Source organism: Arthrobacter sp. M4 (assembly GCF_020251205.1).
In the GTDB taxonomy this organism is placed as follows: Bacteria; Actinomycetota; Actinomycetes; order Actinomycetales; family Micrococcaceae; genus Arthrobacter.
Genome location: NZ_JAIWYX010000005.1, coordinates 34,633 through 46,514, shown reverse-complemented (window position 1 = coordinate 46,514; position 11,882 = coordinate 34,633). Strand labels below are relative to the sequence as shown.

Sequence of the window (11,882 nt, the reverse complement as noted above, 5' to 3'; positions counted from 1 at the left end):
GGAGATAAATGAATGACATTCATTTAATGGTCGGCCAACGACGGCGACCAGGAAAGGACATCATGCTTCATCTGGAACGCGACGTTGTAATCGTGGGCGCCGGCCCCTCCGGACTCACCGCAGCTCGCCAACTCACGAAGGCCGGCCTCAGCGTCGCAGTGTTGGAGGCCCGCGACCGCGTGGGTGGCCGGACATGGACCGACAGTGTGGATGGCGCCATGTTGGAAATCGGCGGACAATGGGTTTCCCCAGACCAAACGGCACTTATGGGACTCCTGGAGCAGCTGGGACTCGGAATGTACTCCCGCTACCGTGCCGGCGAATCCCTATATCAGGGCCCGGACGGCCGGACCACCCGCTACACAGGGGATACGTTTCCGGTAGGCGAGGACACCCGGCGGGAGATGGACCGGCTTGTGTCGATCCTCGACGAACTCGCCGCCGAGATCGGCCCCACCGAACCCTGGGCCCACCCGAAGGCCCGGGAACTGGACACCATCTCGTTCCATCACTGGCTCCGTCAGCAGTCAGCCGACGAAGAAGCGTGCAAGAACATCGGCCTGTTCATCGCAGGCGGAATGCTAACCAAGCCGGCCCACTCCTTCTCGGCCCTACAGGCCGTCCTGATGGCTGCGTCGGCCGGTTCGTTTACGCACCTCACGGACGAGGATTTCATTCTGGACAAGCGCGTGATCGGCGGGATGCAGCAGGTCTCCCTGAAGATGGCAGCGGAACTGGGTGACGCCGTCGTCCTTAACAGCCCCGTGCGCACCATCAACTGGGAGGAGGATGGCGACGGCGGCCACCGCGTTGTGGCGGTTTCTGACCGCGCCACTGTGGCGGCCCGGTTCGTCATCATGGCGGTTCCGCCCAACCTCTACTCACGTGTGTCCTTTAACCCGCCGTTGCCGCGGCGCCAGCACCAGATGCATCAGCACCAGTCGCTGGGCTTGGTGATCAAGGTCCACGCGGTCTACGACACACCGTTCTGGCGCGAGGAGGGGCTGTCCGGCACGTGCTTCGGCGCAGACGCCCTTGTCCAGGAGGTCTACGACAACACCAACTATGGGGATACCCGTGGGACGTTGGTGGGCTTCGTCTCTGACGAGAAGGCGGACGGGGTCTTCGAGCTCAGCGCCGAAGACCGCAAGCGCGCCATCCTGGAATCAATCGCTGGTTTCCTGGGCGACAAGGCTCTGACGCCTGAGGTGTACTACGAATCCGATTGGGGCTCCGAAGAATGGACCCGCGGAGCGTATGCCTCAAGCTACGACCTGGGCGGACTGCACCGCTACGGCAAGGACCAGAACACCCCGGTTGGTCCGATTTACTGGTCTTCCTCCGACCTGGCTGCCGAAGGGTACCAGCACGTCGACGGCGCCATCCGGATGGGCCAGGCGACGGCAGCGCGGATCATTGCAGCTGATGTTGCCCTGAGGGCCGCGGTCTAGCTAGCTCCCAACTTCGTCCCTGACCCGCCTTTTCGCTGATGCGCGCCTGTGTGTCAGCGACAAAAGGGCGGGTTAGGGACGCCGTTACAACTTTTCTGGGACGCCGGCCGCGCGTTCGGCTTGCCGGAGCGCATGGCTTAAGCGTTCGACGGCGGCAGGATAGTCGGCGTCGACAGCTGACCGGCTCCGTTCCGCCTCATGAAGGGCGCGGATGAGTTGGGCCGTCTCCGGCACCCGAACGTCGATCATTGCTGGATAGAGGATGGTCTGGCCGGGGTCGATTTCGTACCGACTCCAGCGGGCGACTAGTTCCCGATGCTGCACATCGGCGCCGCTATATCCCGGCTGGCGCCACGGCTGGCGGGAATGCCTGGCATCGAGGCTGTTGCCAGCAAGAAGCGTCCCGATCGCAGTGGCTGCGCTGAGCAAAAGCAGGAATAGGCCGGCGAGAGGGGACGCCAGCGAGGGGATCACCAGCGCTGGAAAAATCACCACTGCGCCGCCGAAGGCGTCCCAGAACAGGGGATCCGGTTCTTCTGCGGCTTCATTGTCCACTGGCTGGGAAACTAACCGGCGCCTCAGCGCAAACACTGTGAACGTCACTGCTGCGATCAGCACGGCACACCAGAACACCAACTGTCCGGCGGACAGCTGGATCCCGGATTGCGCAGCTTGTGCCACAGCGGGCATCGGGAACCTCCGGCGCACTGAATTGGCGGCACCTGCGTGCTGAGACGCGAAGAACCGCTTCCAATTTCAGTATGCGCCGGGCGTCGGGTCCGCGCGAGGGGCTAATTTCTTGCCGCACCGTGGTCAATGACGGCGGCGCATCGCTCGTGTGGTAACGAGGCTGCTAACCCTTTTTGGCAGCCTTTTCTTCAGCGGCTTCCTTGGCACGCTTGGCATCCTTGACCCGCTGGGCCTCGCTGCGGACGGCGGCGTGCGTTGCGCGTTCGACGACCAGCCACTGCGGCGGTGCCTGCAGCAGTGCGGTGATTTCCGCCGTCGTGAGTGCTTCCGTCACTCCGCCCCTGGCGAGGCCGCCGATGGAGATGTTCAACTTCTGTGCCACAACGGGCCGCGGGTGAGGGCCGTTCCGGCGCAGTTCCACCAGCCACTCCGGCGGGTTGGCCTGCAGTTCAGCGAATTCCTCGCGTGACAGTGCGTTGTCTTGGAACTCCTGCGGAGTGGCAGGCAGGTAAATGCCGAGTTTCTTGGCAGCCGTAGCCGGCTTCATGTGCTGGGAGTTCGCGGACGTCATGGATCAAGCCTAGCCGCTAGGGATTGTTGAAGGCCGACGGCTGCTTACGTTTGTGCCGCCGCTGATGATGCAGAAGGCGAGAATTCCTTGTCCAGTGAAGGTTTCCAGCTCCTTGGAGGCGCCGAAAGCTCGGCGGTGATATTCGCCGCCACAAGTTCCTCAACGATGATTTCCACCATCTTTACGCCCATGGCCCGCGTGAGTTCGCCGTCGGTATCGGTATAGATGAACGGTCCCTTGTCCGTTATGAAGACCGGGGATATGTAATCCGGCGTGTACAGATCAGATGTTGATCCCGACTGCAGTTCAACACCTGAATCCGTTACATGGGACAAACGCTGCGACGCCTTGTGGAGCGCCTGGGCAGCCTTCGTCTGCTCCGGAGAAGTGACCAGAAAGGCCGGGGAAGTCGTCCACCCTTCACCGATGGCTGGGTCGTCCCACGCATCACCCTGTCGGCTGAGAATCCGATCCTGCACCGTGACTTTCTGTTTGCCGGGGTACCCCTTGGGGACGGTAGAGGCACACGCAGTTGCGGCCAGCAGGCACAGAGTAGTGAGCACCGCGAGAAAGGTCCTGCGCCAGTTTGAATTCATGTATCCCCCAGTAATAGTGAGATGCACCCTATAGATTCCGGCGGTCGTCGTCCAGCGGTTGGTCCTCGACAAGTGGTGGGTGCTGCCGTCATGACGCATCTGCGGAAGTCCTGGGTGTGATTCTCCGCAGATACGGTTCTAAACTTGCCTCATGCTCTTCATTCGCATTTCAGAGGCAGCCCGTTTCCTGGGCGTGAGCGACGATACTGTCCGTCGCTGGACCGAGAATGGTCAGCTCACGCCGCACAAGGATAAGTCCGGCAGGTTGGCCGTTGATGGCTTGGAGCTGGCAACACTTGCCCGGGACCAGGCGCAGTTGCCCGACGACCCCACGCGCATCGGCCGTTCGGCCCGCAATCGCTTTGTTGGGCTGGTTACGGACATCACCATGGATAAGGTCATGGCGCAGGTGGAACTCCAATGCGGCCCTTTCCGCGTGGTGTCACTGATGAGCAGCGAGGCCGTGCGTGAACTTGGCCTTGAGCCAGGATCTGTCGCTACTGCCGTGGTCAAGGCGACCACTGTGATCGTCGAAACGCCTCAAGGGAAGAGTCTCCTGTGATTTTTGCTAGTCGCAAGCCGGCCGCCCGTCGGCCCTTTCGCGCCGCCCGGCTGTCTGCCGTCGTCGGTGTTTTGGCCATAACGACGGCGGCACTTGCCGGCTGCGCCGGTGCCCAAAGCTCAGGTACGGCGTCGGGGTCCTCAACAGGCCAGCTATCCGGTACCGTCACAGTTTTTGCCGCGGCGTCGCTGAAGGCGAGCTTCACTGAAATTGCTTCGAAGTTTGAGGCAGCGAATCCGGGGACCAAGGTCAAGCTGAGCTTTGCCGGATCCTCGGACCTGGTGACGCAGCTGACGCAGGGCGCGCCGGCCGACGTCTTCGCATCCGCGGACACCACCAATATGAAGAAACTGACCGACGCCTCCCTCGCGGAAGGCCAGCCGGTCAACTTTGCCACCAACGTCCTGACCATCGCCGTTCCGCCGAGCAATACCGCCGGCGTCTCCGGCTTCAGGGACCTTGCAAAGCCGGGCGTCCGGCTGGTGGTCTGCGCGCCCAAGGTGCCATGCGGAGCGGCCACCCAGTCAGTCGCAAAATCCACCGGCACAACGCTGGCACCCGTCAGCGAAGAATCGTCGGTGACGGACGTCCTAGGCAAAGTCAGTTCAGGGGAAGCCGACGCCGGGCTGGTGTATGTCACCGACGTGAAGAGTGCCGGGGACAAGGTGAAGGGTATCGCCTTCCCGGAGTCCTCGAACGCCGTAAACACGTATCCGATCGTGGCCCTGCGTGCGAGCAAGAACAAGGATGCGGCAAAGGCATTCATCGCCATGGTGACCGGCAGCGAAGGCCGGCAGGTGCTGCAGTCCGCAGGCTTCGGGGTTCCGTAGATGGTTGTTGTTCATACGGCCGGAAGGTCGCGGACCGGCTACAGCGGCATTCCCGCGTGGGTGTTCGTCATCGCAGCGGTGGGTGCGGCTTTTGTGCTGCTCCCGCTCGCGGCGATGGTGGCGAGGGTCAATTGGGCGCAGTTCCTTCCCCTGATCACCTCCGAGGCGTCACTGGATGCGCTTTGGTTGAGTATCCGGACATCGGCGGCCAGCACCGTGTTGTGCGTTGTGCTCGGGGTGCCGATGGCGCTTGTCTTGGCGAGATCCGAGTTCCCGGGCCAGCGCCTGCTCCGGTCTTTGGCGCTTTTGCCGTTGGTGCTGCCACCTGTCGTGGGTGGTATTGCGCTGCTCTACACCTTTGGCCGGCAAGGGCTGCTGGGCCGCTACCTCGAGTTCGCCGGAATTCAGATCGCGTTCTCCACCACCGCCGTGGTCCTGGCGCAGACCTTTGTGGCGCTGCCGTTTCTGGTGGTCAGCTTGGAGGGTGCCGTCCGCACCGCAGGACACCGCTATGAGGCGGTCGCGGCTACCCTTGGCGCGCGGCCATCGACGGTGTTGCGACGGGTCACCCTTCCGCTTGTCCTGCCCGGGCTTGCCTCTGGGGCTGTGCTTTCCTTCGCCCGGAGCCTCGGAGAGTTTGGGGCTACGCTAACTTTCGCCGGAAGCCTGCAGGGGGTCACGCGGACACTTCCACTGGAGATTTATTTGCAACGGGAGACCGATGCTGATGCGGCCGTTGCCTTGTCATTAGTGCTGGTGGCGGTTGCCGTTGCGGTTATTGGGCTTAGTATCCGTTCCGGGATTGGTTCTGGCCGTCGGGACGGGGCGTTGGCGGCGTGAGCTTCGAGTTTTCAGCCCGCCTCGAGGAGCGGGCCTTTGACGTCTCATTAGAGCTGGCGCCAGGCGAGACGGTGGCGATATTGGGCCCCAACGGGGCCGGAAAATCGACGCTACTTTCCCTGATTGCCGGGCTGTTAAGGCCCGACGCCGGCAGGGCAGTCTTGGACGGGAAGGTGCTGTTCGACGTCGGCTCTGGCAGTTCGGATTGGAGGCCGCCGCATCGCCGGGGAACAGCATTGCTGGCGCAGGAGGCCCTGCTGTTTCCACACCTGAGTGTTGTGGACAACGTTGCGTTTGGTCCGCGCTCGGCGGGGAATTCACGGAAGTCATCCCGCGATGCGGCGCTGCACTGGTTGGGCGAGGTTGGCGCCGTCGAACTTGCTGAACGGCGCCCGGCGGAACTCTCGGGTGGGCAGGCGCAGCGCGTGGCGGTGGCGCGTGCCCTGGCAGCTGATCCGGAACTGTTGTTGCTGGACGAGCCTATGGCCGCCCTGGACGTCCATGCCGCGCCGATGCTGAGGAGCCTCTTTAAGCGGGTTCTGGCCGGGCGCCGCGCGCTGATCATTACGCACGGTGTGGTTGATGCACTGACCCTGGCGGACCGAGTGGTGGTCCTAGAGGAAGGTCGGATTGCGGAGGTGGGGCCAACGCGTCAGGTGCTGGAACAGCCGCGCAGTCACTTTGCCGCCGGGCTGGCGGGGCTGAACCTCCATACGGGCGTTGTGGTTTCGGATGGGCTCCGAGGTGCGGATGGCTTGCACGTTGCCGGGCATCTGGATCCCGAGGCGGTGCCGGGCCAGGCTGGCGTGGCAGTGTTTCCGCCGTCGGCCGTGTCCATCTTCCTTGAAGCGCCGCACGGTAGTCCTCGCAACGTTTTTCCTGCGGTTATTCACCACCTTGAACCCCATGGCGACCAGATCCGTGTGCGAGCGGGCGGCTTTATGGCCGACGTAACGCCCGCGGCGGTTGCAGACCTGGCCCTGGAGCCCGGGCTGAGGGCGTTCTTTGTGGTGAAGTCGGCCTCGGTGGCTGTATATCCGGCCTGACTGGCTGCCGACGTAACTGTAGGGTGAAGCTGTGCCTGAGCCAGAATCCAACGAATCCCCTTCCCGCGCTGTCCTTCGCGTTGCGTATGTCCCTGGTGTCACGCCCGGGAAGTGGATCAGGCGGTGGGAAGAGCGCATGCCAGGCGTCCCCCTCGAAGCGACATTGACCGACGAGGCGGAGCAGCTGGATGTTTTGCTCGACGGTTCGGCGGACATCAGCTTTGTACGGTTTCCCGTGGAACGTGAGGGCTTGCACGTCATTCCGCTTTACGAGGAGCAGCCTGCGGTGGCGGCTGCTAAAGGCCACGAGATCACTGTGTTCGAGGAAGTGGACCTGGCTGATTTGGCTGAGGAGACCTTCCTGGATGTCGCCGAGATGGGCGGTGCTGATATGGCCCTCCAAGTTGCGGCTTCGGGAGCTGGTTTGGTGGTGCTCCCCATGCCTGTGGCCAGGCACCTCAATAACAAGGACACTGTGGCTCGGCGGCTTCTCGGTGCGGAACCAACGCAGATCGGCGTCGCTTGGCTACAGGACGCCACCGACCACGTTATCGAGGAATTCATCGGAATCGTCCGTGGCCGCACGGCAAGAAGTTCCCGCCAGCCCTCGCAAGCAGCCAAGGCAGCGGGCTCTACAAAGAAGTCCGGGCAGGGCAATCCAGCTCAGGCAAAATCGGGCGCTAAAAAGTCCGGCAAATCCTCCGTGCCGCAGCGGTACGCGCCCAACCCAGACAAGGGCCGTGGCCGCGGATCCCGTAAGAAGGGGCGGCGTTAGAGACGACTTTGGGAGGTGTTGCCGGTATGGTCGGTAGCATCGTGAGGAACGTCCTCGGGTCTCGTGGAATTGGTGTGTGATGGCGCAAAGCAAGTGGCATGAGATTCTCGGGCTAACGTCAGCCGAAGAAAGAGAGAGTCGAAGGAGCAAGGACCTAGTCCGGCTTGTGGCGGTGATGCTGTTCGCAGTGGGAATTGCCAGCCTGCCTTGGGGCAATGCAGCCATCGGACTCATCATCGCCATGCTCGGCGCGACGACTTTCTGCGTGACCTTGCGCCATAAAACGCCGCAATAGCTGTCACGGTGGCTGCGGGCACCACGCTACTTCCGGTCCCTCAGCCACCGTGTTCAATGCGAGTTAGCTGGGCAGAATTGGGTTATGGAATCTCCTGGTGGCCCTCAAGTATTCGGGTTGAATCAACCTCCGTCATCTGACCCGCCGCCGAAGAGTTTTGAACACGCATTTCCATTCATGCCATCGCCTGACTTCAGCGAAGTTCTGCAGCGCTACGGACTGGAATTGGGGGACGGTGGAAGGTCGGTTATTCTTCGAACGTCGCGGCCGCTCAGCCAGAAGGATGCTTTCAAGAAGTTCTCAATTGTCTTAGCCCTGCTCGGCATTTATGAGGGAGTGGGCCTGATTGAACGTGCCGGTGACGGTTTGGAAGGTTTTTCCTCGCGCCCGTCGCAGGAAGAATATGACGAGCCCAGCTATCCGGAGGACGTCTCAGCCACGATTCGCCAGCTGGAGAACGCCAACGATCCCTACCAAATTCAGGCCTGCTTCACGCTGTCCCGGGGCCTGGCGCACGTCACTGATCCGGAAAGTGCCATCATCGAGTTCTTCCGGGTCATTGAGCTGTACATCAAACACTTGGCCTGGACCGAGGCACTGAATCCGGAGGCGGCAAACAACGTCCTGGTGTATAAGCTCATCCTTTCCAAGAGGGTCAAAGATGCCCTTAAAACCCGCAGAATTCTGCGCGCGGAGACAGTTGACTTGATCTACAAGTTGAAGGAAGTTCGGAACAAGTTCCTCAGTCATGGCGGCATCCGCCCTACGCTCAGTGAATTGTTCGGGGACCCTGAAAAGAATGGCGAGGTCCTTGAAAGTGCAGAATTCCGGTACGATCCAGATTTGCATTACGGCCCTGGCTTTTACGAACGCGTGCTAAATGACGTTTCCCTGCTCAGCGGCTTCATTTTCTCAAAGCTGCAGGGAACGGATCGGGTGGTCTTCGTCCGGCAGGGCGCGTGGGTCCAGGGCAGCCCGCAGGTTCACGACGTCCTCGCGGCTGAGCATGTGAGGTGGATTGGTCCGGGAGCGAGCCAGATCCCTGACTAATCCAGCAGATCGTGCGGGTTGCAGCCCCGGTACGTCGCAATAGCCGCTGGATCAATTACAGGGCAGTCAGCTGCTACTCCCCGTGGACTGACCGCTGCTTTTCTTCAGAAGCGTTCAGGTAGGCCAAAAGGAGCTCCCCGGCCTCTTCCGTGCGGCCAGCCTCCAAGGCGGTGCAGATGCGGTCGTTTTCCTCGAGCCAGCCGGAGTAGAACTTCGCATCCACCGTGGCTTTGTGGAAGAACAGCCGCATTTCGGCGAGCACCTGGGCCATGATCATGTCCAGGCGGTGGCTCTCGGCCAAGCCCACAATCGCGCGGTGGAAGTGCTGGTTGGCGCTGCCCAGCCCCTCGTTGTCCCCGGCTTCGGCAGCCTTCCGGCCCTCTTCGACAGCGGCACGCACAGCCGCAATGCGCTCAGGGCTTCCGCCGTTGCGAATGGAGCTGACCTCGATGGCGCGGCGCACGGTGTACACGTCATGGATATCGCCTGCACCCAGGCTCGCAATGAACACTCCGCGGTTCGGGTGACGGACCACCAGCCGTTCGCTGGCGAGTTCCGCGAAGGCCTCCCGGACCGTATTCCTGGAAACGCCCAGTTCTTCGGCAATGGTGGCCTCAGTCAGTTTCTCCCCAGGCAAGAGAGTGCCTTCCGCCAGTTGATACCTCAGCTCGGCGGCCACACGTGAGGCAACGGACGGCACTGCGACCCGGAACCGTGCAGCAGAGGCGGCGGGAGATGCAGCCGCTTCGCCGAAACTCCCCGCAACAGCGCGTACACCCGCGTCAGAACTGGCCATACCAATGAATTTACACGATCGACCCATTGTTGAAATGCTGAATCGTTGAACAATCTGGAGAATTGATGCATCCTAGAACAAGGACTTCAATGAGATGAGGATCACAAATGGCAAGCATCGACCTGAACAGCGACGTCGGAGAGTCGTTCGGACGCTGGACGCTCGGCGACGACGCCGCGATGTTCCGCTCCGTCTCCAGCGCCAATGTGGCCTGCGGTTTTCACGCCGGTGACCCCAGCGTTATCCGCAACACGAGCCGCCTGGCCGCGGAAGCCGGCGTCGTAATTGGGGCCCACGTCGGCTACCGCGATCTGGCCGGCTTTGGTCGCCGGTTCCTGGACGTCAGTCCCACGGAACTGGCCGACGACGTCGTCTACCAAATCGGAGCCCTGCAGGCACTGGCCGCAACCGTCGGCGCCAGCGTGCGATACGTGAAGCCGCACGGCGGCCTTTACAACGCAATCGTCCACCACACCGCCCAGGCCCAGGCGGTCGTCGACGCCGTCAAGTCAGTTGACCCGTCGCTCGCGATCCTGGGGCTCCCCGGCTCGGAAGTGCTCAGGCTGGCAGAGGCCGCAGGCCTGCGGCCCGTCCAGGAAGCCTTCGCGGACCGCGCTTACAACCCCGACGGCACGCTGGTGTCGCGCTCCCAGGCCGGAGCCGTGCTCCACCACACGGATGCCGTCGTCGAGCACGTGCTGCGCATGGCCACCGAATCTACGGTGCGCGCTATCGACGGCACCGTCCTGCCGCTGCACGCTGAAAGTATCTGCGTGCACGGCGACTCACCGGGGGCCGTGGCCATGGCTGCCGCCGTCCGGACCGCACTGGAAAAAACAGGAATCGGCATCAAGCCGTTTGCCTGATCGCACCCAAAGCCAGCCTCTAACCCCAACTATCGGAGGAACAAAATGTCCGCATCCGCACCGGCCAATAGGACAACGCCGTCCGCTGCCGGCAGGCCCCAGACCGGCGCCGTGAAGGCCTATATCGCCAGCCTCACAGGCACGTCCCTTGAGTACTACGACTTCGCCATCTATTCAGTGGCGTCCGCAGTCGTCTTCCCCAAGATCTTCTTCCCGTCCAGCGACGAGTTCGTCGGACTCCTTCTTTCCTTCTCCGCCTTTGCTGTGGGCTATCTTGCCCGGCCCATCGGCGGCGTGATCTTTGGCCGGCTTGGTGACCGAATCGGCCGCAAGAACGTCCTGGTGACCACCCTCCTGCTCATTGGTGTGGCAACGGTCCTGATTGGTGTGTTGCCTGACTATGTCAGCATCGGTGCCGCTGCCCCGCTGATCCTGGTCCTGCTGCGTCTGGCCCAAGGCATCGGTGTGGGCGGCGAGTGGGGCGGCGCGGTGCTGCTGTCCAGCGAATTCGGCGACCCCACCAAGCGCGGGCTTTGGTCCTCAGCTGCACAGATCGGCCCACCGGCCGGCAACCTCCTGGCTAACGGCGCCCTGGCCGTCCTGGCAGGCGCACTCAGCAACGAGGCCTTCCTCGCCTGGGGCTGGCGCGTCGCGTTCCTGTCCTCCGCCATTCTGGTGGTGTTCGGCCTCCTGATCCGCCTGAAGCTCGAAGAAACGCCTGTCTTCAAGGCCATCCAGGCGCACGGCGAACGCCCCAAGGCACCTATCGCCGAGGTATTCACCATGCAGCCCCGAGCGCTGGTGGCCGCCGCCCTGTCGCGCGTTTGCCCTGACGTCCTCTACGCCCTGTTCACCGTGTTCGTGGCCGTTTATGCCACTAAGGAACTCGGCATGACCACGGGGAACGTCCTGGCGGCCATTCTTATTGGCTCGGCCTTCCAGCTGTTCCTTATTCCGGCAGCCGGTGCCCTGACTGACCGTTTCAACCGCCGTTTGGTCTACGGCGTGGCCGCGGTGGGTACCGCCATCTGGATCCCGCTCTTCTTCCTGATGATCCAGAGCCGCTCCGTGGTCCTGCTGACCATCGGCGTGGTGGTTGGGCTGGCGTTCCACGCCTTTATGTACGGCCCGCAGGCAGCCTTCATCACGGAGCAGTTCCCGGCCCGTCTCCGCTACGCAGGCAGTTCCCTGGCCTACACCTTGGCTGGTGTGGTGGGCGGCGCAGTGGCACCGCTGATCTTCACTGCACTCTACGGCGCCACGGGCAACTGGTATCTGATCGCGGTCTACCTGTTGGCCGCAGCCGTTGTGACCGTCATTGGCATGCTGCTGGGCCGCGACCCCAAGCCGGAGGAAGAAGTAGCCCTCCTGCAGGACGCACACGCCTAAACGGGAGTCATGACTGTGCTCGACGTGTCCCCATCCATCACCTCGGCCGCCGCCGAACCGGTCAATCACCGTCCTGCAGGTGCCGTGTCCGTAAGGCCGGTTGGCAGCCGGGCCGTCCTGGCCGA

The 11,882-nt window shown here is 62.6% G+C and carries 14 protein-coding genes; 10 read left to right on the top strand and 4 right to left on the bottom strand.

Features of this window, described 5'->3' with window-relative positions; all coding sequences use genetic code 11:
* Window positions 1–62: 62 nt before the first annotated feature.
* Window positions 63–1,451, top strand: a complete 1,389-nt coding sequence (locus tag LD110_RS10295) for an NAD(P)/FAD-dependent oxidoreductase (protein WP_225498720.1) — start codon at window positions 63–65, stop codon at window positions 1,449–1,451.
* Window positions 1,452–1,535: 84 nt separating this feature from the next.
* On the opposite strand, the gene LD110_RS10290 is transcribed toward LD110_RS10295, so the two are convergent.
* The 3 genes from LD110_RS10290 to LD110_RS10280 all read right to left on the bottom strand — a co-directional run bounded on the left by LD110_RS10290 (window position 1,536) and on the right by LD110_RS10280 (window position 3,407).
* On the bottom strand, window positions 1,536–2,141 hold the full coding sequence (locus tag LD110_RS10290) for a hypothetical protein (protein WP_225498719.1): 606 nt from the start codon (window positions 2,139–2,141) through the stop codon (window positions 1,536–1,538).
* A 163-nt stretch (window positions 2,142–2,304) separates the two neighbouring features.
* Window positions 2,305–2,712, bottom strand: a complete 408-nt coding sequence (locus tag LD110_RS10285) for a DUF5997 family protein (protein ID WP_225498718.1) — start codon at window positions 2,710–2,712, stop codon at window positions 2,305–2,307.
* A gap of 44 nt (window positions 2,713–2,756) precedes the next feature.
* On the bottom strand, window positions 2,757–3,407 hold the full coding sequence (locus LD110_RS10280; protein ID WP_225498717.1) for a hypothetical protein: 651 nt from the start codon (window positions 3,405–3,407) through the stop codon (window positions 2,757–2,759).
* Between the two features lie 52 nt (window positions 3,408–3,459).
* On the opposite strand from LD110_RS10280, the gene LD110_RS10275 reads away from it, so the two are divergent.
* The 7 genes from LD110_RS10275 (at window position 3,460) to LD110_RS10245 (ending at window position 8,706) form a co-directional block, all read left to right on the top strand.
* Entirely contained in the window at window positions 3,460–3,870 is a 411-nt protein-coding gene (locus LD110_RS10275; protein ID WP_225498716.1) for a molybdopterin-binding protein, read from the top strand.
* Window positions 3,870–4,700, top strand: a complete 831-nt coding sequence (gene modA / locus LD110_RS10270) for a molybdate ABC transporter substrate-binding protein (protein WP_374200331.1) — start codon at window positions 3,870–3,872, stop codon at window positions 4,698–4,700. The genes LD110_RS10275 and modA overlap by 1 nt, the downstream gene beginning before the upstream one ends.
* Window positions 4,701–5,540, top strand: a complete 840-nt coding sequence (locus LD110_RS10265; protein WP_225498715.1) for an ABC transporter permease — start codon at window positions 4,701–4,703, stop codon at window positions 5,538–5,540.
* A complete protein-coding gene (locus LD110_RS10260; protein ID WP_225498714.1) occupies window positions 5,537–6,586 on the top strand; it encodes a sulfate/molybdate ABC transporter ATP-binding protein in 1,050 nt (349 codons plus the stop codon). Before LD110_RS10265 ends, LD110_RS10260 begins: the two co-directional genes overlap by 4 nt.
* A 31-nt stretch (window positions 6,587–6,617) precedes the next feature.
* On the top strand, window positions 6,618–7,361 hold the full coding sequence (locus tag LD110_RS10255) for a substrate-binding domain-containing protein (RefSeq protein WP_225498713.1): 744 nt from the start codon (window positions 6,618–6,620) through the stop codon (window positions 7,359–7,361).
* 79 nt (window positions 7,362–7,440) lie between these two features.
* The gene (locus LD110_RS10250) at window positions 7,441–7,656 is read left to right on the top strand and encodes a hypothetical protein (protein WP_225498712.1); all 216 of its coding nucleotides are present in this window, start codon (window positions 7,441–7,443) and stop codon (window positions 7,654–7,656) included.
* An 84-nt stretch (window positions 7,657–7,740) separates the two neighbouring features.
* Window positions 7,741–8,706: a hypothetical protein gene (locus LD110_RS10245; protein WP_225498711.1), complete on the top strand. Its 966-nt coding sequence runs from the start codon at window positions 7,741–7,743 to the stop codon at window positions 8,704–8,706.
* Between the two features lie 73 nt (window positions 8,707–8,779).
* On the opposite strand, the gene LD110_RS10240 is transcribed toward LD110_RS10245, so the two are convergent.
* Window positions 8,780–9,502, bottom strand: a complete 723-nt coding sequence (locus tag LD110_RS10240) for a GntR family transcriptional regulator (protein ID WP_225498710.1) — start codon at window positions 9,500–9,502, stop codon at window positions 8,780–8,782.
* A 107-nt stretch (window positions 9,503–9,609) separates the two neighbouring features.
* Between LD110_RS10240 and LD110_RS10235 the strand changes: the two genes are divergently transcribed.
* Both LD110_RS10235 and LD110_RS10230 read left to right on the top strand, forming a co-directional pair.
* The gene (locus tag LD110_RS10235; protein ID WP_225498709.1) at window positions 9,610–10,368 is read left to right on the top strand and encodes a LamB/YcsF family protein; all 759 of its coding nucleotides are present in this window, start codon (window positions 9,610–9,612) and stop codon (window positions 10,366–10,368) included.
* Between the two features lie 45 nt (window positions 10,369–10,413).
* Entirely contained in the window at window positions 10,414–11,757 is a 1,344-nt protein-coding gene (locus LD110_RS10230; protein ID WP_225498708.1) for an MFS transporter, read from the top strand.
* Window positions 11,758–11,882 lie beyond the last annotated feature (125 nt).

Coding starts and splice junctions, on each gene's coding strand:
- LD110_RS10280 (WP_225498717.1), bottom strand. CDS start 3,407: ATGCGTCATGACGGCAGCACCCACCACTTGTCGAGGACCAACCGCTGG.
- LD110_RS10290 (WP_225498719.1), bottom strand. CDS start 2,141: ATGCCCGCTGTGGCACAAGCTGCGCAATCCGGGATCCAGCTGTCCGCC.
- LD110_RS10285 (WP_225498718.1), bottom strand. CDS start 2,712: ATGACGTCCGCGAACTCCCAGCACATGAAGCCGGCTACGGCTGCCAAG.
- LD110_RS10295 (WP_225498720.1), top strand. CDS start 63: ATGCTTCATCTGGAACGCGACGTTGTAATCGTGGGCGCCGGCCCCTCC.
- LD110_RS10235 (WP_225498709.1), top strand. CDS start 9,610: ATGGCAAGCATCGACCTGAACAGCGACGTCGGAGAGTCGTTCGGACGC.
- LD110_RS10250 (WP_225498712.1), top strand. CDS start 7,441: ATGGCGCAAAGCAAGTGGCATGAGATTCTCGGGCTAACGTCAGCCGAA.
- LD110_RS10265 (WP_225498715.1), top strand. CDS start 4,701: ATGGTTGTTGTTCATACGGCCGGAAGGTCGCGGACCGGCTACAGCGGC.
- LD110_RS10230 (WP_225498708.1), top strand. CDS start 10,414: ATGTCCGCATCCGCACCGGCCAATAGGACAACGCCGTCCGCTGCCGGC.
- LD110_RS10245 (WP_225498711.1), top strand. CDS start 7,741: ATGGAATCTCCTGGTGGCCCTCAAGTATTCGGGTTGAATCAACCTCCG.
- LD110_RS10275 (WP_225498716.1), top strand. CDS start 3,460: ATGCTCTTCATTCGCATTTCAGAGGCAGCCCGTTTCCTGGGCGTGAGC.
- LD110_RS10240 (WP_225498710.1), bottom strand. CDS start 9,502: ATGGCCAGTTCTGACGCGGGTGTACGCGCTGTTGCGGGGAGTTTCGGC.